Here is a 21,495-nt window from a genome sequence, read left to right on the forward strand (position 1 = left end):
GCCAGCGTTCAATCTGAGCCATGATCAAACTCTTCAATTTAAGTTTGATGCTCGTAGAATTAAACTTCGTAATGAATTACGTGTTCACTCTTTGAGACTTGGTATTCATTTTTCGTCTTGCGACGTTAAGAATCCATGTCACTTTGAGTGCCCACACAGATTGTCTGATAAATTGTTAAAGAGCAGTGCAACGCGGCTTTCGCTCACCGTTGCGAGGTGGCGTATATTACGCTTTCCTCATTCAGAGTCAAGCGTTTAATTTCGCTTTTCTCTGCCGGTATTCATCGCTGAATCCCGCTGACCCGGCGGGCTGTAAGCCGTTGTTCCGTGTCAGTGGAGGCGCATTATAGGGAGTTATTCCGAAGTGACAAGGGCTAAATGCAAAAAACTTTTTAACCGCCTCTTTTTTCATCATTACGGCGCGTAATGTAGCAAAAAACCGGCGTTTTGCCGTTTTAACCAACGAAGTAAGCCGCCAGATGGCATACTGGTAAGGTAAAAAAGAGAAAGGAACGGCACGTATGTCTTTAAGCGCACAGCAGTTGGCGGCACAAAAGAATATCTCCTGGGTATTAGCGGAGAAGCTGGCTCAAAAAATTTTGACCGGTGAATATCAGCCAGAAAGTATCCTTCCAGGCGAGATGGAACTGGGCGAGCAGTTTGGCGTGAGCCGCACCGCCGTGCGTGAAGCGGTGAAGACGCTAGCGGCAAAAGGCATGCTTTTACCACGACCGCGCATCGGAACGCGGGTGATGCCACGCAGCAGCTGGAACTTTCTCGATAAAGAACTCCTGGCCTGGTGGTTAACAGAAGATAACTTCTCCGATGTTGTCAGCCATTTCCTCGTGATGCGCGGCAGTCTGGAACCTCAAGCCTGTTTTCTGGCGTCAACCTCAGGGACGCCGGAGCAAAAAGCCCAGCTCAACGCTTTGATGGAGGAGATGGTTGAGCTGAAGAGGAACTTTCAGCGCGAACGCTGGATTGAAGTCGATATGGCCTGGCATGAACATATATATGAAATGAGCGGCAACCCTTTCCTGATCTCTTTCGCTTCTTTATTTCATTCGGTCTATCACACCTACTTCACGTCGATTACGCAGAATGAAGTGGTGAAACTGGATCTGCACCAGGCAATCGTTGATGCCATTCTGGATAGCGACGGCTTGCGGGCGCTGAGCGCCTGCCAGGCGTTGTTGAGCGCTCCCAACCATTCCGATAAATAGCAAGGGTATCGAATGACCAAAAAGAAAGCCCGCAGTATGGCCGGGCTGCCATGGATCGCAGCGATGGCTTTTTTTATGCAGGCGCTCGACGCCACCATTCTGAATACAGCCCTTCCCGCTATCGCCCATAGTCTCAACCGTTCACCGCTAGCGATGCAGTCGGCCATTATCAGCTATACGCTGACGGTGGCCATGCTTATCCCGGTCAGCGGTTGGCTGGCCGACCGCTTCGGCACGCGAAAAGTGTTTATCATCGCCGTCAGCCTGTTTACCCTCGGTTCCCTGGCCTGCGCGCTTTCCAACTCCCTGATGGAACTGGTTATCTTCCGCGTCATTCAGGGCATCGGCGGGGCCATGATGATGCCGGTAGCCAGGCTGGCGCTACTGCGCGCCTATCCGCGCAGCGAACTGCTGCCGGTGCTCAACTTCGTCACGATGCCTGGACTGGTCGGCCCTATCCTCGGTCCCGTGCTCGGCGGCGTACTGGTGACCTGGGCCAGCTGGCACTGGATTTTCCTGATTAATATTCCCATCGGTATTATCGGGATCGTGTATGCCCGCAAGTATATGCCGGATTTCACCACGCCACGGCGCCGCTTCGACACGCTCGGTTTTATCCTGTTTGGCCTGAGCCTGGTTCTGTTTTCCAGCGGAATCGAGCTGTTTGGCGAGAAAATTGTCGCCACATGGATGGCTCTGGCGGTAATCGCCCTGAGCATCGTTTTACTGTGGACCTATATTCGTCACGCTCGCCGCCATCCCACGCCGCTCATTTCGCTTTCTTTATTTAAGACGCATACTTTCTCTGTCGGGATTGCGGGAAACCTGGCCACGCGCCTGGGTACCGGTTGCGTTCCGTTCCTGATGCCGCTGATGTTACAGGTTGGCTTCGGTTATCCGGCGATCGTCGCCGGCTGCATGATAGCGCCTACGGCTATTGGTTCGATTATTGCGAAATCAACCGTCACCCAGATTCTTCGCTGGTTTGGTTACCGTAAAACGCTGGTTGGGGTCACGATATTTATTGGTCTGATGATCGCTCAGTTTTCGCTGCAATCGCCGGATATGTCGATCTGGATGCTGCTGCTGCCGCTCTTCATTCTGGGAATGGCAATGTCCACCCAGTTCACCTCCATGAACACCATCACGCTCGCCGATTTAACAGATGAAAACGCCAGCAGCGGCAACAGCATGTTGGCCGTAACGCAGCAGCTATCGATCAGTCTCGGGGTCGCCGTTAGCGCGGCGGTGCTGCGGTTTTATGAAGGATTCGATAGCGCAAATACCATCGAGCAGTTTCACTACACCTTTATTACTATGGGGGTTATTACCGTGGTATCGGCGCTGGTATTTACCTTATTAAGAGCAAAAGATGGCCGCAACCTGATTAAGGAGCGGCATAAGCGTTAGGCTGAGCCGCGAACCACCAGCTCGGGGGTTAACTGTACGCGCTGCTGTTTTTGTCCCGGGTCGGCCATACGGTGAATCAGCACATCGATGGCCAGCTCGCCCAGTTCATCTTTCGGTTGATGAATTGTGGTTAACGGCGGCGTCATATAGCGCGCCAGTTCAATGTCGTCATAGCCTACCAGCGCCATATCCTGTGGGATACGCAGACCGCCCTGATAAAGGGCCTGATAGGCGCCTACCGCCATCGCATCGTTACCGATAAACACCGCCTGCGGCAGCGCTGGCAGCATCAGCAGCTTCTGCATGGCGCTGAAACCGCCGCCAAACTCAAAATCGCTGCTAATCACATATCCTTCAGGTACCGTGAGTCCGGCTCGGGCCATCGCTTCCTGATATCCCTCCAGGCGCAGTCGGGCAGGAGTTTTATCCAGCGGACCCGCAATACAGGCAATCCGCGTATAGCCCTGGTCGATCAGATACTGCGTCGCCATATCGCCGCCCAGCAGAGAGTTATCCTGAATCAGATCGCTATCGCCGTCGAACGGCGCCCAGTCCATCATCACCGTCGGTACAGAAGGGTAGCGCTGCATAATCTCCGGCGAAGGTTGATGCGTTTCAGTGCACAGCAGCAGTAAACCATCGACGCGCTTTTGCATCAGCGTCTCCAGATTACGGTTCATCCGCTGTTCATCGCCTTCGGTATTACATAGCACAAGGCTATAACCCCGTTCAAAGCAGCTGCGCTCCACGCCGCGCACCAGCTCCGAGTAAAACGGATTGGTACTGGCGGTAATGAGCATGCCTATGGTGCGGGTTTGATTTAATTTGAGGCTGCGCGCCAGCGCGGACGGCGCGTAGTTCAGGCTCTTAATCGCGGCGTCGACTTTAGCGGTAATCGCTTCGCTAACGAAACGATCTTTGTTGATGACATGAGAAACCGTCGAAGTGGAAACGCCCGCAATGCGGGCTACATCCTTCATGGTAGCCAATCGTTACCCCTGTTGACGTAAAAATTCGTCTATTTCTTTTCGCCAGGGCACGGAGGGCTGAGCCCCTTTGCGGGTGACGGCGATAGCAGCGGCGGCATGGGCAAAACGAATCGCCTGCGCCAGTTCACTACCTTCAAGCAGCGCGGTGACCAGCGCACCATTAAAGGTATCGCCAGCGGCGATGGTATCAACCGCCTGCACTTTAAAACCGGGAACCCGACGACCTTCACCTTCGCTGCTGGCCCAAACGCCACGGCTGCCAAGCGTAATGATCACCGTACCAATACCTTTATCATGGAGCACTTTGGCGGCTTTTGCCGCATCATCGTCGCTTTCTACGCGAACGCCGGTGAGCTTTTCCGCTTCGGTCTCGTTAGGGGTAATGATATCCACCAGCGTGAGCAGTTCATCGGGCAGTTCACGTGCCGGCGCCGGATTGAGGATAACTGAGGTTTGATTCTGGTGAGCGATTTTCGCCGCGGCCAGTACGCTTTCCAGCGGCGATTCCAGCTGCATCAGCAGCGCCTGCGCGCCGGCAATACGCTCTTTTTCCGCATCAACCTGAGCCACGCTGAGCGCGGCGTTAGCGCCAGCATGAATACCGATAGTATTCTCACCTTCAGCGTTAACAAAAATCAGCGCCACGCCGGTTGATTCTCCGGCAACGGCCCTGATCGGCGCGACGTCGATATTATCGCTTTTCAGCTGACGACGAACGCGTTCGCCAATATCATCATCGCCGGTACAGGCGATAAAGGCGATATTGGCTCCGCTGCGTCCGGCAGCAACCGCCTGGTTTGCGCCCTTACCGCCAAAAGCGACCTGATAGTGATGACCGGTAACGGTTTCACCCGGCGTTGGGAAGGCGTCAAGATTCAGGATGTGATCGGCGTTGATACTGCCAAGGACGACAAGTTTGCCTGCGGTTTTCATAATCAATATTCCCGGAAAGCGCGCCACCGGAATCCGGTGGCGCATGCCCTGCTTTTCTTTATTATGTTGTCCCTCGGACCGTCGCCGATCCGAATCGCACATTATTGCTTAATGACCAGTTTCAACTCAACCGGATAGCTGGTTTCCACTTTTTCGCCCTTCAGCACTTTATCGGCTGTCTCAACGCCTTTCACGCCGATCTGTTCCGGTAACTGGGCGATGGTCGCTGCCAGTTTGCCACTATTTACCGCTTTTTCGCCATCCGGAGTGCCGTCAAATCCAACAACCATCACATCAGATTTGCCTGCCGTTTGCAGGGCACGCAGCGCGCCCAGCGCCATTTCATCGTTTTGGGCGAATACGGCCTGTACATCAGGATGCGCCGTCAGCAGGTTCTGCATGACGTTCAGGCCCTTGGTACGGTCAAAATCTGCCGGCTGGCTGGCCAGAACGTTAAACTTATGCGCAGCAACGGCCTGCTGGAAACCTTCGCCACGCTCGCGCGCCGCGGACGTCCCGGCAATGCCCTGTAGTTCAATGATCTTCGCGCTTTCACCGACTTTCTTCGCGATATAGTCACCGGCCATCTTACCGCCCAGCACGTTATCAGACGCGATATGGCTCACCACGTCGCCTTTTGACGCCTGACGGTCGAGGGTGATAACCGGAATTTTAGCCTGGTTAGCCAGCTTCACGGCGTTACCCACCGCATCGGAATCCGTTGGGTTGATCAGCAGCAGTTTGGTACCACGAACGGTTAAATCCTGCACGTTAGCCAGCTCTTTGGCCGGGTTATTCTGAGAGTCCAGAACCACCAGGTTATAGCCCAGTTTGTCCGCTTCTTTTTGCGCGCCATCCTTCAGCGAGACAAAGAACGGGTTGTTAAGGGTTGAGATAACCAGAGCGATAGTGTCTTTTGCCATCGCGTTTGCGCTTACGGTCGCACTTAACGCTACAGCAGAGACCAGGGTCGCCAGTTTTTTCATATTCATAGTTAAGATGTCCTGTAGAGTTATCAGTTACTGCTTCTTGTTATCTACCAGTACCGCCAGCAAAATAACCACCGCTTTCACGATCATCTGGTAATAGGATGAAACGCCTAATAAATTCAGTCCGTTGTTCAGAAAGCCAAGGATCAACGCGCCAATCAGCGTCCCGACAATACGGCCTTTACCGCCCGCAAGGCTGGTACCGCCGAGCACCACCGCCGCAATCGCATCCAGTTCATATCCGGTGCCCGCCGTCGGCTGCGCGGAAGAGAGACGCGCGACCTCAATAATGCCGGCCAGCGAGGCCAGCATGCCGCACAAAGAATAGACGATGATTTTAACTTTATTCACGCTGATGCCGGAAAGACGCGTTGCCGCTTCGTTGCCGCCGAGCGCGTAGATATAACGACCCAGGCGGGTATGGTGCAGCATGTACCAGGCGGCCAGGAAGACGATCGCCATAATCCACACCGGCGTTGGGATCCCAAGCGGACGGCCAATCCCGAACCAGCCAAACAGATCGGCGTTGTCGGTAAAGCCGGTGTTTACCGGGCTGCCGTTGGTATACACCATCGTCACGCCGCGCAGCAGCAACATCATGACCAGCGTGGCGATAAATGCCTGTACGCGCCCTTTCGCCACGATTACGCCGGTCACGGCGCCAATTGCCGCACCTAACGCCAGCGCAGCGGCCACCGCCACCAGCGCGTTGACCTCAATCCCCACAATGGAAGCCGCCACCGCGCCGGTCAGCGCCAGCAGGGAGCCGACGGACAGGTCGATGCCCGAAGTCAGGATAACCAGCGTCATCCCAACCGCCATAATGGCGTTAACTGAAGTCTGCTGCAGAATATTGAACAGGTTATTCACGGTAAAAAAGTTGGGGCTCATGGTCGAGACAATCGCAATCAGCACCAGCAGGGCAATCAGCGATTTTTGCTCCATCAGCCACGCTTTTGTGAAGTAGCGACGACCAGAAACAGCCGGGTTATTCATCTTTTTTACTCCTGATTCACACGGTTAAGCTTGCCCACAGCGGCAGCCATCAATACTTCCTGGGTGGCCTGCTCGCGTGTGAATTCACCGCCGAGGTGCCCTTCATGCATCACCATGATGCGATCGCTCATGCCCAGCACTTCCGGCATCTCCGAAGAGACCAGAATGATGCTCAGGCCTTCGGCTTTAAACTGGTTAATCAGCTGGTAGATCTCTTTCTTCGCCCCGACGTCGACGCCGCGGGTCGGTTCATCAAGAATCAGCACCTTCGGACGGGTCATCAAGCCGCGGGCAATCGCCACCTTCTGCTGGTTACCGCCCGATAGCAGCCCAATAGCCTGCTCCATCGACGGCGTTTTCACATTAAACAGGCGGATAAAATCACCTACCGCCTGCTGTTCATCTTTATGCTTCAGGCTACCGCCGCCGCGGCTGAAGTAACGCAGCGCGGTGAGCGACATATTCTCTTTAACCGACATGCCGAGCACTAAACCATCGCGCTTGCGGTCTTCGGAGATATAAACAATGCCGTTGGCCAGGCCATCCTGCGGAGAACGCGTAATGACCTCATGCCCATCCAGGGTAACCGATCCGCTGCTGCGCGGCAGCGCACCGTACAGCACCTTCATCAGTTCGGTTCGTCCGGCGCCCATCAGCCCGGCGACGCCGAGGATTTCGCCCTGGCGCAGAATAAAGGAGATGTTCTCCACCCCTGATCCACACAGGTTGTCGACCTTAAGGCGAACCGCGCCCGGAGCTTTGTCCAGATGCGGATACTGATCCTCCAGCTTGCGGCCGACCATCATCTCAATCAGCAGATCTTCATCCAGGCTGGCCACTTCGCGCTCGGCGATAAACTGCCCATCGCGGAAGACCGTGACGTCATCGCAAATCTCGAAGATCTCTTTCATACGGTGAGAGATATAGACAATACCGCGCCCCTGCGATTTCAGTTCGCGGATCACGCGGAACAGGGATTCGGTCTCGGTGTCGGTTAGCGCGTCGGTGGGCTCATCCATAATGATGACCTTCGACTCAAAGCTCAGCACTTTAGCGATCTCGACCATCTGCTGATCGCCGATCGACAAATCGCCCACCAGCTTTTGGCTGTTGAAGCGTAAGTTCAGCTTTGCCAATAGCTTGTCAGCTTCGGCATACATCGTTTTCCAGTCAATTTTGCCAAAGCGATTCACAAACTCACGACCGAGGAAAATATTCTCGGCGATCGTCAGCTGGGGGATCAGGTTGAGTTCCTGGTGAATGATGCCGATTCCGGCTTCCTGAGAAGATTTAGGTCCGTTGAAGGTGGTCTCTTTCCCCAACCACAGCAGCGAACCGGCATCGCGGGAGTAGATACCGGTCAGCACCTTCATCATGGTGGACTTGCCGGCACCGTTCTCCCCGACCAGCGCCATCACGCGGCCTGGATAGACATTTAGCGAGGCGCCGGAGAGCGCCTTGACGCCAGGGAACGCTTTATCGATCCCTTTTAGTTGCAATAAGGCTTCCATATCGGCGACCTCAGAACGTCACGCCGGCACAGAGAATAACGTTCGCATACGGGGAACACTCCCCGCTGCGAATCACCGCCTGACTGTCTGCGGTTTCTTTTTTAAACTGCTCATGACTGGTGTAACGAATTTCAATGGTGTTTCCCTGGTGCTGCTGCAGCTGCTCAAGGTGAGTGAGCAACGTCGCATGGAGCTGCGGATTAAGGGTTTTAATCTCTTCCGCCAGGATAGCCGCTTCAACCTGCATTTCGCTCGTCACCACCTCCAGAACCTGCATAAAGGAGGGAACCCCGTGGGTTAACGCCATATCAATACGCGTGCTGCTGCGGGGAACCGGTAAACCAGCGTCGCAAACAACCAGCGTATCGGTATGCCCCAGACGGGAGATGACCGACGAGATATCAGCATTGAGGACGGTACCTTTTTTCATTTTCTCTTTTGCTCCATTAGCGAAACGTTTCGCTGGTATAAGTATTAGCAATAAGAGAACAGAAAACCATCACCAGATGTGAGAATTGTGATCGTCATCGAAACGTTTCGCAACGCAGCAGCGAGAAAGTCTGAAGCGAGCAGATAAAACAAAAAAGCCCTTCATCAAGAAGGGCCTTAGCGAATCAGATCTCAACCTGGGTGCCGAGCTCAATAACCCGGTTAGGCGGGATTTCGAACTGGTCCGGCGCCCGCAGGGCGTTGCGCTGCAGCAGCAGATACAGCTTGCCGCGCAGGCGCAGATACCACGGCCGCTTGCCGATGATCAACGACTCATGCGACATAAAGAAGGAGGTCTCCATCATCCGGCAGCTCAGGCCTTCCAGCCCGCAGCGGTGGAAAACCTCTTCGACGTTCGGCGTTTCGCGCCAGCCGTAGCTGGCAACGACGCGCCAGAACGACGGCGATATCTGTTCAATCTGCACGCGACGAACGTTATGTACGTACGGCGCGTCTTCGGTACGCAGCGTGAGCAAAATCACCCGCTCGTGCAGCACCTTGTTATGCTTCAGGTTGTGCAACAGCGCGAAAGGAATCACGTTCAGCGCCCGGGACATATAAACAGCGGTACCCGGCACGCGAACCGGCGGCGATTTTTCAAGAGAAGAGATCATCGCCTCCAGAGAATTACCGTGCTCATGCATCCGACGCAGAAGGCGGAAACGCTCGCTCTTCCAGGTGGTCATGATGGTAAACATCACCAGACCGAGGGTCAGAGGCAGCCAGCCGCCGGAGACGATTTTATCGAGGTTCGCGGAGAAGAGCGGGATATCAATGCACATAAAGGCAACCAGCAGCAGCGCCACAACAAACTTATTCCAGTGCCAGTTTTGCCGCGCCACCGTCGTGAACAGAATGGTGGTCAGCACCATCGTTCCCGTCACCGCAATACCGTATGCCGCCGCCAGATTCGAGGAGTGCTCAAAGTTAACAATCACGATGACCACCGAGATATAGAGCAGCCAGTTGATAAACGGGATGTAAATCTGCCCGGACTCCATTTCCGAGGTGTGAATAATACGCATCGGCGACAGGTACCCCAGACGCACGGCCTGGCGAGTCAGAGAGAAGACGCCGGAGATAACCGCCTGGGAAGCGATAACCGTCGCCAGGGCGGCAATGATCAGCATTGGGATCAGCGCCCACTCCGGCGCCAGCAGAAAGAACGGGTTTTTAATCGCTTCCGGATGTTTAAGCAGCAGCGCCCCCTGACCAAAGTAGTTCAGTACCAGCGAAGGCAGCACGACCGAAAACCAGGCCAGGCGAATCGGCAATTTGCCGAAATGCCCCATGTCGGCATACAGCGCTTCCACGCCGGTAATCGACAGCACCACCGCCCCCAGCGCCACAAACGAGACGGTTTTATATTCGAGGAAGAAATGAACCGCCCAGTAAGGGTTCAACGCCTGCAGCACTTCAGGGTTAGCGAAAATACTGCGCGCGCCCAGTACCGCCAGCAGCAGGAACCAGATCAGCATAATCGGCGCGAACAGCTTACCCACCATGCTGGTACCGTGCTTTTGAATGGCAAATAGCAGCGTCAGGACAATGATGGATATGGGCACAACCCAGGTATCCAGGTCCGGAGCGATAATTTCCAGACCTTCTATCGCCGACATCACCGAGATGGCAGGGGTAATGACCACCTCGCCATAAAAGAAGCTGCCGCCGATAAGCCCAAGGATCACCAGGATGGACGTGGCGCGCGCGGAAGTGTTTCGCCCCGCCAGCGACATTAACGTCAGGATCCCGCCTTCACCGGCGTTATCTGCCCGCATCACGAAGGTGATGTATTTGAGTGAAACAGTAAGAATTAATAGCCAAAAAATGAGCGACAGGAAGCCAAAAACAGCATCACGCTCAACGCCAAAGCCAAACTGACCTGACAGACATTCACGAAGTGTATACAGTGGACTGGTGCCGATATCGCCGTATACCACGCCGATTGCCGCCAGCGTTATTGCCGGCAGCGATTGCTTATTATCAGTGCTCATAGACTAGTCTTTTCGTTTATAAAACAAATGTGTGCCTAGTCCCTTGGCCCACAAAAAGCGCACAGTATGCACGATTATTTGCTGAATCGTACCCCTAACTGACATCATCTTAACCTGACTCAAAGAAAATAAATCGATTCTTCAGGCTATTACCACCCCTAATCAAACATCTATACTCGACCTAACAACGACATTCTAAAAAGCACGCAACTCTATTATGGCTCAATCACATTTACTGGCAGAAAGAATTTCCCGGCTCAGCGCCGCGCTGGAAAAAGGACTCTTCGAACGCAGCCACGCAATACGCCTTTGCCTGCTTGCCGCCCTCAGCGGCGAGAGCGTTTTTCTGCTGGGCCCGCCGGGGATCGCCAAAAGCCTGATTGCCCGTCGCCTCAAGTTCGCCTTCCAGCAGGCTCGCGCATTTGAATACCTGATGACCCGTTTCTCCACGCCGGAAGAGGTCTTTGGCCCACTCTCCATTCAGGCGCTGAAAGATGAAGGGCGCTACGAACGTTTGACCGCCGGCTATCTTCCGGAAGCTGAAATTGTTTTTCTCGATGAGATCTGGAAAGCGGGCCCGGCAATTCTCAATACGCTGCTGACGGCGATAAACGAACGCCATTTCCGCAACGGGGCGACCGAAGAGAAGATCCCCATGCGCCTGCTGGTGGCGGCGTCGAACGAGCTCCCGGAGGCAGACAACAGTCTGGAAGCCTTATACGATCGTATGCTTATTCGCCTATGGCTGGATAAGGTACAGGATAAAACGAACTTCCGCTCAATGCTGATAAGCCAGCAGGACGAGAACAGTAATCCTGTCCCGGCGAGTTTGCAGGTCAGCGACGAGGAATTTCTGCAATGGCAGCAGGATATCGGCAGCGTGAAGCTACCGGACAGCGTATTTGAACTGATTTTCCAGCTGCGCCAGCAGCTGGATACGTTGCCAAACGCGCCCTACGTCTCAGATCGTCGCTGGAAAAAAGCTATTCGTCTGCTGCAGGCCAGCGCCTTTTTCAGCGGCCGCGACACCATTGCGCCAATAGACCTGATCCTGCTGAAGGATTGCCTGTGGCACAATATTGAGACGATGAATCTGATGTCCGTGCAGATTGAGACCTTAATGACCAGCCACGCCTGGCAGCAGCAGGCGATGCTCACCCGCCTCGGGTCGATTATTCAACGGCGCATTCAGCTTCAACAGCAGCAAAGCGATAAGACCGCGCTAAAAGTCACCCGTCTCGGCGGGATGTTCAGCCGTAAACCTCATTATGAACTGCCTGCTGAAGTGCAGGACCCCACGCTAACGCTGCTTCTCCAGCAGCCGCTAAAACTGCACGACCTGGAAGTGATTCATATTACGTTTGTTCGTGAAGAGCTTGCTCACTGGCTGGAGAAAGGGGGTGAGATCCGCGGCAAGCTCAACGGCATTGGTTTTGCCCAGCAGCTGAATATGGATGTCGATACCAGCCAGCATCTGGTCGTGCGCGATGTGAGCCTGCAGGGGTCGCGACTCTCCCTGCCCGGTAGCGAATCACGGGAAAATATGCCGGCAGAAATCAGGCAACAGCTGGAGGCGCTGGACGACGAATGGCATCAGCAACATAACCGCTTCAGCGAACAGCAAAAATGTCTGTTTATTCCCGGCGAGTGGCTGGGGCGCATTGAAGCCAGCCTGCAGGACGTGGGAACGCAGATTAAACAGGCCCGCCAGTCATGACGCTGGACATGCTGAATGTCATGCTGGCAGTCGGCGAAGAGGGCATGATCGATGAGATGCTGCTGGCCCTGCTGGCAGCGCCTCAACTCGCGGTATTCTTTGAAAAATTTCCGCGGCTCAAAAATATTATCGCCGCCGACATTCCTCGCTGGCGGGAAGCGGTCAGATCGCGACTAAAAGAGACCAACGTCCCGCCCGAGCTGGATGCGGAAGTTCAGTGCTATCAGCAATCACAGCGGCTTTCCACCTCGCAGTTTATCGTCCAGCTGCCGCAAATTCTGAGCCAGCTGCATAAGCTGCACTCCCCTTTTGCCAGCCAGGCGCAGCAGCTGGTGGACAACAACAGCACCTTTACGCCGGCGCTGCACACGTTATTCCTTCAGCGCTGGCGTCTGAGCCTGGTGGTGCAGGCAACCTCTCTTAATCAGCAGCTGCTGGATGAAGAGCGCGATCAGCTGCTGAGCGAAGTTCAGGAGCGCATGACCCTCAGCGGCCAGCTCGAGCCCGTGCTGGTGGAGAATGATAATGCGGCGGGACACCTGTGGGACATGAGCGCCGGAGAGCTGAAGCGAGGCGATTACCAGCTGATCGTTCGCTACGGGGACTTTTTAAGCCAACAACCTGAACTCATGCAGCTCGCCGAACAGCTGGGGCGCTCGCGTGAAGCGAAAGCGGTGCCGAAAAAAGATGCGCCGATGGAGACCTTCCGCAGCCTGGTGCGCGAACCGGCTACCGTACCGGAGCAGGTCGACGGTCTTCAGCAGAGCGACGATATTCTACGTCTGCTGCCGCCTGAGCTGGCCACCCTCGGCATCACCGAGCTGGAGTTTGAGTTCTACCGCAAGCTGGTTGAAAAGCAGCTGCTGACCTATCGACTACACGGCGATGCGTGGAAGGAAAAGATCACCGAACGGCCGGTAACGCGCCAGGACGTTGATGAACAGCCGCGCGGGCCGTTTATCGTCTGCGTCGATACTTCCGGCTCAATGGGCGGTTTCAATGAACAGTGCGCCAAGGCGTTTTGTCTGGCGCTGATGCGGGTCGCTCTGGCGGATAACCGCCGCTGCTTCATTATGCTGTTTTCCAGCGAAGTGGTGCACTACGAACTCACCGGCCCGCAGGGGCTGGAACAGGCGATTCGTTTCTTGAGCCAGCGCTTTCGCGGCGGCACCGATCTGGCCAGCTGCTTCCGGGCGGTGATTGAGCGTATGCAGAATCCGCAGTGGGTCGATGCTGATGCGGTGGTGATTTCTGATTTTATCGCCCAGCGCTTGCCGGATGAGGTGATCAATAAGGTGGGAGAGCTACAGCATAAACATCAACATCGTTTTCATGCGGTGGCGATGTCGGTACACGGCAAGCCCGGCATTATGCGCGTATTCGATCATATCTGGCGCTTTGATACCGGGTTGCGTAGCCGCCTGCTGAGACGCTGGCGGCGTTAATCACTGATTAAAGAAGCGCAGCAACGCTCTGACGAACCTGGGTTGGCCACACGCCGCACTGCACCTGGCCGATATGCTCAAGCTGCAGCAGCAGCATCGTCAGGCGAGACTGGCCAATGCCGCCGCCAATCGTCTGCGGCATCTCTCCGCGCAGCAGCGCCTGGTGCCATTCCAGCTGCAGGCGATCTTCGTCGCCGGTCATCGCGAGCTGACGCTTCAGCGCTTCGGCATCGACGCGGATCCCCATTGAAGAGAGCTCGAATGCATCTTCAAGCACCGGGTTCCACACCAGAATATCACCGTTCAGACCGGCATAGCCTTCAGCGGCAGGCGTGCTCCAGTCATCGTAATCCGGCGCGCGAACGTCGTGACGCTGGCCATCGGAAAGCTTGCCGCCGATACCGATCAGGAATACCGCGCCCAGCTCTTTCGCGATCGCCCGCTCGCGGCCCTTGGCATCAAGATCCGGATAGCGGCTTAAAAGCTCCTCGCTGTGAACAAACTGGATCGTCTCCGGCAAGAAAGGCGTAAGGCCAAATTCTTTACTGACGGCGTCTTCGGTCGCTTTGATCCCGGCATAGATCGCTTCAACGGTTGCTTTCAGCGTGCCGCTGTGGCGCTCTCCGTCGCCCATTACGCGCTCCCAGTCCCACTGGTCAACGTAAACGGAATGGATGGGAGTTAATCGGTCTTCATCGGGGCGAAGGGCCTTCATGTGCGTGTACAGCCCTTCGCCCGCGCTGAAGTCGTGTTGTCCCAGGGTTTGACGTTTCCACTTCGCCAGTGAATGAACCACTTCGAACTGGGCGTCTGGCAGTGTTTTCACTTTAACCTGAACCGCTTTTTCGCAACCAGAGAGGTTATCCTGGGTCCCATCGCCCACGCGGCTTAAGATCGGCGCCTGGACTTCGATCAGGCCGAGCTTCTCTTCAAGCTGGCGGGAAAAGTGTGACTTAACGAAACTAATCTGGCGTTGTTTTGCGATGTATGCGGTTTTCATTTTTTATAACTCCTGCGTCCTGTTGCCATTGATTAAGCAACAAAACAGCGCTGCAATTCAATAATCCAACAACAAAAAGCCTGCATCGATTTTGATTCATTAAAATTTGAGGCTAAAATAGAAATATTCGTCAAACTTCATAAGAAAAACCTATGGAAAATTATCAGATCGACAATCTGGACCGCGGCATTCTAGAGGCCTTAATGGCCAACGCGCGCACCGCCTATGCTGAACTGGCAAAACAGTTTGGCGTCAGCCCGGGGACCATTCACGTGCGGGTAGAGAAAATGAAGCAGGCCGGAATTATTACCGGCGCACGCATCGACGTCAGCCCCAAGCAGCTGGGTTACGATGTAGGATGTTTTATCGGCATCATTCTGAAGAGCGCGAAAGACTACCCCTCCGCGCTGGCCAGGCTAAACAGCCTGGATGAGGTTACTGAAGCCTATTACACCACCGGACACTACAGTATCTTTATAAAAGTGATGTGCCGATCGATTGATGCGCTCCAGCATGTACTTATCAACAAGATCCAAACAATTGATGAAATTCAGTCCACTGAAACGCTGATCGTCCTGCAAAACCCGATTATGCGTACCATCCGCCCGTGATCGGGCTTTTTAATCCCACATTTTTCCACAGGTAGATCCCAGCTCGCTCACAGCGTACAATACGCCACTCTGAATAGTGGAGCGGGCGATCATGGCAGAGATAACTCTTATCAGCGGCAGTACGCTGGGTAGCGCAGAATATGTATCAGAACATCTGGCGGAAAAGCTGGAAGAGGCTGGACACAGCACGACTATTCAGCACGGCCCGCTGATCGACGATCTGCAGGCGGAAGGGATCTGGCTGGTTATCTCTTCGACGCATGGCGCCGGGGACATTCCCGATAATCTTCTGCCTTTCTATGAAGCGCTTCAGGAGAAGCAGGTCGACCTCTCTGCGGTCCGTTTTGGCGCAGTCGGCATCGGTAGCCGTGAATACGATACCTTCTGCGGAGCAATTGATAAGCTCGAGACGGCGCTCAACGCCTGCGGGGCAAAACAGATCGGTGAAACGCTAAAAATTAACGTTCTCGAACATGAAATTCCGGAAGATCCGGCCGAGATTTGGCTGGGATCCTGGAAAAACTTGCTCTGAGAATTGTAAAGATCATACTTTCTTCTGTGGATAACTATGCTTAAAAGCTTGGATCAACCGGTAGTTATCCAAAGTATAACCCTTGACTGATTTTTGTGCTGTGTATAACCCTTCATTTTGATCCCAGCTTATACGGACCAGGATCACCGATCATTCACAGAAAGCGATCCTTCTTAAGCGTTTGATCTTAAATCGCGGATCTGACTTATCCACAAGACAAGCCGATCCTAATAAGAGATCACAATAAAACAGATCTCTAAATAAAAGATCTTCTTTTTAATACTCAGGATCCCGGCGCTTTCTCGAAAGGCTAAAGTTGAGTAGAATCCACGGCCCGGGCTTCACTCTATTTTCAAACCGCTTTATGCGAGGCATACCACCATGTTTTATCAGGATCCTTTTGACGTCATCATCATTGGCGGGGGTCATGCAGGCACTGAGGCCGCGATGGCCGCAGCGCGAATGGGTCAACAGACTCTGCTTTTGACACACAATATCGACACGCTGGGGCAGATGAGCTGCAACCCGGCGATTGGCGGCATTGGGAAAGGACACCTGGTAAAAGAAGTGGATGCGCTTGGCGGCCTGATGGCGAAGGCAATTGACCACGCCGGTATCCAGTTTAGGATACTAAACGCCAGCAAAGGCCCTGCCGTTCGGGCGACTCGCGCTCAGGCAGACCGTGTGCTGTACCGGCAGGCCGTACGTACCGCGCTGGAAAACCAGCCTAATTTAATGATCTTCCAGCAGGCAGTGGAAGATCTGATTGTCGAAAACGATCGTGTTGTTGGCGCCGTCACCCAGATGGGGCTTAAATTCCGCGCCAAAGCGGTGGTACTGACCGTCGGAACCTTTCTCGACGGTAAGATCCATATCGGCCTGGATAATTACAGCGGCGGTCGTGCAGGCGATCCTCCGTCGATCCCGCTGTCCCGCCGCTTGCGTGAACTGCCGCTGCGCGTCAGCCGCCTGAAAACCGGTACCCCGCCGCGTATCGATGCGAGGACGATTGATTTCAGCGTTCTGGCACAGCAGCACGGCGATAATCCGATGCCGGTCTTCTCGTTTATGGGAGATGCTTCGCAGCATCCGCGTCAGGTGCCGTGCTACGTCACGCATACCAACGAGAAAACGCATGACGTGATCCGTAATAACCTCGATCGCAGCCCGATGTATGCCGGCGTGATTGAAGGGATCGGTCCCCGCTACTGTCCTTCGATCGAAGACAAGGTCATGCGCTTTGCCGATCGTAACCAGCATCAAATTTTCCTCGAGCCGGAAGGCCTGACGTCCAACGAAATTTATCCAAATGGCATCTCCACCAGCCTGCCGTTCGATGTCCAGATGCAAATCGTCCGCTCAATGCAGGGGATGGAAAATGCAAAAATCGTTCGTCCTGGCTACGCTATTGAGTACGATTTCTTTGACCCGCGCGACCTGAAACCGACGCTGGAAAGTAAATTTATTCATGGTCTGTTCTTTGCCGGCCAGATTAACGGCACCACCGGTTATGAAGAAGCCGCCGCTCAGGGCCTGCTGGCAGGCCTGAACGCCGCTCGTTTCTCCGCCGAGAAAGAGGGGTGGGCGCCTGGCCGCTCTCAGGCTTACCTTGGCGTCCTGGTAGACGATCTGTGTACTCTCGGTACCAAAGAACCGTACCGCATGTTTACCTCTCGTGCGGAATACCGCCTGATGCTGCGTGAAGACAACGCCGATCTGCGCCTGACCGAACAAGGTCGTGAACTGGGTCTGGTGGATGACGAACGCTGGGCGCGTTTCAACGAGAAGCTTGAGAGCATTGAACGTGAACGTCAGCGTCTGAAAACCAGCTGGGTTAATCCGCTGGCGGAAAGCGCTGCGGAAGTGAATGCTCGACTGACGGCGCCTTTGTCCCGTGAAGCTAACGGTGAAGATTTGCTCCGTCGTCCGGAAATGACCTACGAACAGCTGGTGCAGATGACGCCGTTCTCGCCGGGTCTTGAGGACAAGCAAGCGGCTGAACAGGTCGAAATTCAGGTAAAATACGAAGGCTACATCGCGCGCCAGCAGGATGAAATCGAGAAACAACAGCGCAACGAGAACACGTTGCTGCCTGCTACGCTTGATTATCGCCAGGTGAATGGGCTGTCGAACGAGGTCATTGCCAAGTTGAACGACCATAAGCCGTCTTCGATAGGGCAGGCATCGCGTATTTCCGGCATTACGCCTGCGGCAATCTCGATTTTGCTGGTGTGGTTAAAAAAGCAGGGAATGCTGCGCCGTAGCGCCTGATATTCCACTGAACGATACATGGGCGAATAGCGCATCAGATATCCGTCAGGTCAATTTCTCAGCCCGGTAAGCGTATCGCCTCCGGGCTCATTGTTTTTAAACAGGTAACGATCGTGCTCAACAAACTTTCTCGTCTGCTTGATGAAGCAGGTATTTCACTTACCGATCACCAGAAAAACCAGCTTGTCGCCTACGTTGGCATGTTGGATAAGTGGAATAAGGCCTATAACCTGACCTCGGTTCGCGATCCTGACGAGATGCTGGTACGCCACATCCTCGACAGCATTGTTGTTGCGCCATACCTTAAAGGAACGCGTTTTATCGATGTCGGTACGGGGCCTGGGCTGCCGGGGATCCCGCTGGCTATCGTGCGTCCTGAATCCCACTTCACCCTGCTGGACAGTCTGGGCAAGCGAGTACGTTTCCTTCGGCAAGTCCAGCATGAGCTCAAACTGGATAACGTCACCCCGGTACAAAGCCGTGTGGAGGAGTTCCCGGCAGAGCCGCCGTTTGACGGCGTGATTAGCCGCGCATTTGCGTCGCTGAATGACATGGTGAGCTGGTGCCATCATTTACCTGCAGAGAACGGTCACTTTTATGCGCTCAAGGGCTTAGCGCAGGAAGATGAAATGGCAAATCTGCCGGAAGGGGTCGTCATTAAGGACGTTGTCGAACTGCATGTGCCTCAGCTGGAAGGGGAGCGTCACCTTGTGGTGATTCAGCCAAAAATGATTTAATTTTTATCAAAAAATGTGAAAAAAACACGGTCCGTGGATGTTACAAAAATAAAAGTCACGGCAGGGTATTATCGGACTGTCTTTAACCCTGGGGTTACCAGGGGTTTTCTTTCCGTTAACTTTGCCCTGTTGCTTTACCAACAGAATAGTCAACATTGAAAATATCAGTACGCTAAAAATCTCGCTGCTTGCACTTCATACTGATGTTAAATTTTTATTATGAATGTCAATAAAAGGTTTTTATTGTATATGGGATTGTTTTAGAAAGAATACCTGGTTTTTATGTTGAATATCAAACGGATAAAAAATTGAGTTTTATGTACAGAATTAATTCGATTTCGCGAAAAATGTTTATTATGTGATCTGATGCACGCTTTAATTGCCGATTTTTCGCGGTATTTGCAGTTTTGCATGACGGCTCACAGATCGGTGAAATGCATGAAAAGTTGTCTGTCGGAAAATAATTAAACATTTATTCACTATTTTGCTACTTATTGTTTGAAATCACGAGGCGTCACCGTATAATTTGTCCGCTTTTTGATGCTTGACTCTTCGTCTTAAAGGACGTTTTATACGACACGCGACATACCTCGAAGGGAGCAGGAGTAAAAACGTGATGTCAGTGTCGCTCTTGAGTCGAAACGTTGCTCGTAAGCTTCTGTTTATTCAGTTACTGGCAGTAATAGCAAGTGGACTGCTGTTCAGCCTCAAAGACCCTTTCTGGGGCATCTCCGCGGTGAGTGGAGGTTTGGCGGTTCTTTTGCCAAACATGATATTTATGATTTTTGCCTGGCGTCATCAGGCGCATACACCAGCTAAAGGCCGAGTGGCCTGGTCCTTCGCCATTGGTGAAGCCTTCAAGGTGTTGCTGACCTTCGCCTTTCTGGCGGTGGCGCTGGCGGTTTTGAAAGTGGTATTTTTGCCGCTGATAGTGACGTGGGTTTTGGTGCTGGTGGTACAAGTTCTGGCGCCAGCTGTAATTAACAACAAAGGGTAAAAGGCATCATGGCTTCAGAAAATATGACGCCGCAGGATTACATAGGCCACCATCTGAACAACCTTCAGCTGGACCTGCGTACATTCTCGCTGGTGGATCCGCACAACCCCCCGGCCACCTTCTGGACGCTCAACATTGACTCCATGTTTTTCTCAGTGGTGCTCGGTCTGTTATTCCTGTTTATGTTCCGCAGCGTGGCTAAAAAGGCGACAACCGGCGTACCTGGTAAATTCCAGACCTTCATTGAGATGATCATCGGCTTCGTCCATGGCAGCGTCAAAGATATGTATCATGGCAAGAGCAAGGTCATTGCTCCGCTGGCCCTCACCGTGTTCGTCTGGGTATTCCTGATGAACCTGATGGATCTGCTGCCTATCGACTTTATCCCTTGGATCGGCGAACACGTTCTCGGTCTGCCTGCTCTGCGCGTGGTGCCGTCAGCTGACGTTAACATCACCCTGTCGATGGCGCTTGGCGTATTTATCCTGATTCTTTTCTACAGCATCAAAATGAAAGGCGTGGGCGGGTTCGTTAAAGAACTGACCCTGCAGCCGTTCAATCACTGGGCGTTCATTCCTGTCAACTTAATCCTTGAAGGGGTAAGCCTGCTGTCAAAACCTGTATCACTGGGTCTGCGACTGTTCGGCAACATGTATGCCGGTGAGCTGATTTTCATTCTGATTGCTGGCCTGTTGCCGTGGTGGTCACAGTGGATTCTGAATGTGCCATGGGCCATTTTCCACATCCTGATTATTACGCTGCAAGCCTTCATCTTCATGGTTCTGACGATCGTCTATCTGTCGATGGCATCTGAAGAGCATTGATTTTTACCAACATACTACGTTTTAACTGAAACAAACTGGAGACTGTCATGGAAAACCTGAATATGGATCTGCTGTACATGGCTGCCGCTGTGATGATGGGTCTGGCGGCAATCGGTGCTGCGATCGGTATCGGCATCCTCGGGGGTAAATTCCTGGAAGGCGCAGCGCGTCAACCGGATCTGATTCCTCTGCTGCGTACTCAGTTCTTTATCGTTATGGGTCTGGTGGATGCTATCCCGATGATCGCTGTAGGTCTGGGTCTGTACGTGATGTTCGCCGTCGCGTAGTAAGTTGTTCGAAAGAAACCTAAGCCACAGAGTTATTTTTTAAGAGGTATTGTGCTGTGAACATGAACGCAACAATCCTCGGCCAGGCCATCGCGTTTGTTATCTTCGTATGGTTCTGCATGAAGTATGTATGGCCGCCTTTAATGGCTGCCATCGAAAAGCGCCAGAAAGAAATTTCTGACGGTTTAGCTTCTGCAGAACGCGCTAAGAAAGATTTGGACCTTGCACAGGCCAACGCGACCGACCAGCTGAAAAAAGCGAAAGCGGAAGCCCAGGTAATCATCGAGCAGGCGAACAAGCGTCGCTCTCAGATCCTGGATGAAGCAAAAGCGGAAGCAGAACAGGAACGCACCAAAATCGTCGCACAGGCGCAGGCTGAAATCGATGCCGAACGTAAACGTGCCCGTGAGGAGCTGCGTAAGCAGGTTGCTATCCTGGCTGTTGCTGGCGCCGAGAAGATCATCGAACGTTCCGTGGATGAAGCTGCTAACAGCGACATCGTGGATAAACTTGTCGCTGAACTGTAAGGAGGGAGGGGCT

The 21,495-nt window shown here is 53.6% G+C and carries 20 protein-coding genes; 12 read left to right on the forward strand and 8 right to left on the reverse strand.

Annotation, left to right across the window (positions count from 1 at the left end):
- The first annotated feature begins 521 nt into the window (after positions 1–521).
- Together ABLU88_RS11250 and mdtD are read left to right on the forward strand one after the other, a co-directional pair.
- A complete protein-coding gene (locus ABLU88_RS11250) occupies positions 522–1,223 on the forward strand; it encodes a FadR/GntR family transcriptional regulator (protein ID WP_004855803.1) in 702 nt (233 codons plus the stop codon).
- A 12-nt stretch (positions 1,224–1,235) separates the two neighbouring features.
- Positions 1,236–2,633 (forward strand): multidrug transporter subunit MdtD, encoded by a 1,398-nt coding sequence (gene mdtD / locus ABLU88_RS11255; protein WP_348836548.1) that lies wholly within the window; start codon positions 1,236–1,238, stop codon positions 2,631–2,633.
- On the opposite strand, the gene rbsR is transcribed toward mdtD, so the two are convergent.
- The 7 genes from rbsR to kup all read right to left on the reverse strand — a co-directional run bounded on the left by rbsR (position 2,630) and on the right by kup (position 10,534).
- A complete protein-coding gene (rbsR, locus tag ABLU88_RS11260; RefSeq protein WP_106510784.1) occupies positions 2,630–3,622 on the reverse strand; it encodes a ribose operon transcriptional repressor RbsR in 993 nt (330 codons plus the stop codon). The two genes, mdtD and rbsR, sit on opposite strands and share 4 nt — an antisense overlap.
- Before the next feature lie 3 nt (positions 3,623–3,625).
- Positions 3,626–4,558 carry a ribokinase gene (gene rbsK / locus ABLU88_RS11265; RefSeq protein WP_177342542.1) on the reverse strand — a complete coding sequence of 311 codons (933 nt, stop codon included), beginning with the start codon at positions 4,556–4,558 and terminating at the stop codon, positions 3,626–3,628.
- A gap of 98 nt (positions 4,559–4,656) precedes the next feature.
- Positions 4,657–5,547, reverse strand: a complete 891-nt coding sequence (rbsB, locus tag ABLU88_RS11270; protein ID WP_004855794.1) for a ribose ABC transporter substrate-binding protein RbsB — start codon at positions 5,545–5,547, stop codon at positions 4,657–4,659.
- A 27-nt stretch (positions 5,548–5,574) separates the two neighbouring features.
- A complete protein-coding gene (gene rbsC, locus ABLU88_RS11275) occupies positions 5,575–6,540 on the reverse strand; it encodes a ribose ABC transporter permease (RefSeq protein ID WP_004855792.1) in 966 nt (321 codons plus the stop codon).
- A gap of 5 nt (positions 6,541–6,545) precedes the next feature.
- Positions 6,546–8,051, reverse strand: coding sequence for a ribose ABC transporter ATP-binding protein RbsA (gene rbsA / locus ABLU88_RS11280; protein WP_009653315.1), 1,506 nt, complete (start codon positions 8,049–8,051; stop codon positions 6,546–6,548).
- Between the two features lie 10 nt (positions 8,052–8,061).
- On the reverse strand, positions 8,062–8,481 hold the full coding sequence (gene rbsD / locus ABLU88_RS11285) for a D-ribose pyranase (protein ID WP_014227356.1): 420 nt from the start codon (positions 8,479–8,481) through the stop codon (positions 8,062–8,064).
- A gap of 184 nt (positions 8,482–8,665) precedes the next feature.
- Positions 8,666–10,534, reverse strand: coding sequence for a low affinity potassium transporter Kup (kup, locus tag ABLU88_RS11290; protein ID WP_004107313.1), 1,869 nt, complete (start codon positions 10,532–10,534; stop codon positions 8,666–8,668).
- Between the two features lie 217 nt (positions 10,535–10,751).
- Between kup and ravA the strand changes: the two genes are divergently transcribed.
- Both ravA and viaA read left to right on the forward strand, forming a co-directional pair.
- The gene (ravA, locus tag ABLU88_RS11295; protein WP_014227354.1) at positions 10,752–12,251 is read left to right on the forward strand and encodes an ATPase RavA; all 1,500 of its coding nucleotides are present in this window, start codon (positions 10,752–10,754) and stop codon (positions 12,249–12,251) included.
- Positions 12,248–13,696 carry an ATPase RavA stimulator ViaA gene (viaA, locus tag ABLU88_RS11300; protein WP_014839869.1) on the forward strand — a complete coding sequence of 483 codons (1,449 nt, stop codon included), beginning with the start codon at positions 12,248–12,250 and terminating at the stop codon, positions 13,694–13,696. The genes ravA and viaA overlap by 4 nt, the downstream gene beginning before the upstream one ends.
- Before the next feature lie 7 nt (positions 13,697–13,703).
- Here the strand turns inward: viaA and asnA are convergent, their stop codons facing one another.
- Positions 13,704–14,696, reverse strand: coding sequence for an aspartate--ammonia ligase (gene asnA / locus ABLU88_RS11305; protein ID WP_025107541.1), 993 nt, complete (start codon positions 14,694–14,696; stop codon positions 13,704–13,706).
- 152 nt (positions 14,697–14,848) lie between these two features.
- Here asnA and asnC point away from each other — a divergent pair, with 152 nt between their 5' ends.
- The 8 genes from asnC (at position 14,849) to atpF (ending at position 21,482) form a co-directional block, all read left to right on the forward strand.
- The gene (asnC, locus tag ABLU88_RS11310) at positions 14,849–15,307 is read left to right on the forward strand and encodes a transcriptional regulator AsnC (RefSeq protein ID WP_004107306.1); all 459 of its coding nucleotides are present in this window, start codon (positions 14,849–14,851) and stop codon (positions 15,305–15,307) included.
- 91 nt (positions 15,308–15,398) lie between these two features.
- Entirely contained in the window at positions 15,399–15,839 is a 441-nt protein-coding gene (gene mioC, locus ABLU88_RS11315; RefSeq protein WP_009653317.1) for an FMN-binding protein MioC, read from the forward strand.
- A gap of 381 nt (positions 15,840–16,220) precedes the next feature.
- Positions 16,221–18,110 carry a tRNA uridine-5-carboxymethylaminomethyl(34) synthesis enzyme MnmG gene (gene mnmG / locus ABLU88_RS11320; RefSeq protein ID WP_004855773.1) on the forward strand — a complete coding sequence of 630 codons (1,890 nt, stop codon included), beginning with the start codon at positions 16,221–16,223 and terminating at the stop codon, positions 18,108–18,110.
- Positions 18,111–18,223: 113 nt separating this feature from the next.
- Positions 18,224–18,847: a 16S rRNA (guanine(527)-N(7))-methyltransferase RsmG gene (rsmG, locus tag ABLU88_RS11325; protein ID WP_032751773.1), complete on the forward strand. Its 624-nt coding sequence runs from the start codon at positions 18,224–18,226 to the stop codon at positions 18,845–18,847.
- 616 nt (positions 18,848–19,463) lie between these two features.
- Positions 19,464–19,844, forward strand: a complete 381-nt coding sequence (gene atpI, locus ABLU88_RS11330) for a F0F1 ATP synthase subunit I (RefSeq protein ID WP_004127040.1) — start codon at positions 19,464–19,466, stop codon at positions 19,842–19,844.
- Between the two features lie 8 nt (positions 19,845–19,852).
- A complete protein-coding gene (gene atpB, locus ABLU88_RS11335; RefSeq protein WP_004127037.1) occupies positions 19,853–20,668 on the forward strand; it encodes a F0F1 ATP synthase subunit A in 816 nt (271 codons plus the stop codon).
- Positions 20,669–20,715: 47 nt separating this feature from the next.
- Complete coding sequence (gene atpE / locus ABLU88_RS11340) at positions 20,716–20,955, forward strand: F0F1 ATP synthase subunit C (RefSeq protein ID WP_000429386.1); 240 nt, start codon at positions 20,716–20,718, stop codon at positions 20,953–20,955.
- 56 nt (positions 20,956–21,011) lie between these two features.
- A complete protein-coding gene (gene atpF / locus ABLU88_RS11345) occupies positions 21,012–21,482 on the forward strand; it encodes a F0F1 ATP synthase subunit B (RefSeq protein WP_004107293.1) in 471 nt (156 codons plus the stop codon).
- Positions 21,483–21,495: the final 13 nt, after the last annotated feature.

Origin of the sequence: Klebsiella sp. GW_Kp182 (assembly GCF_040062275.1) — a bacterium.
GTDB lineage: Bacteria > Pseudomonadota > Gammaproteobacteria > Enterobacterales > Enterobacteriaceae > Klebsiella > Klebsiella michiganensis.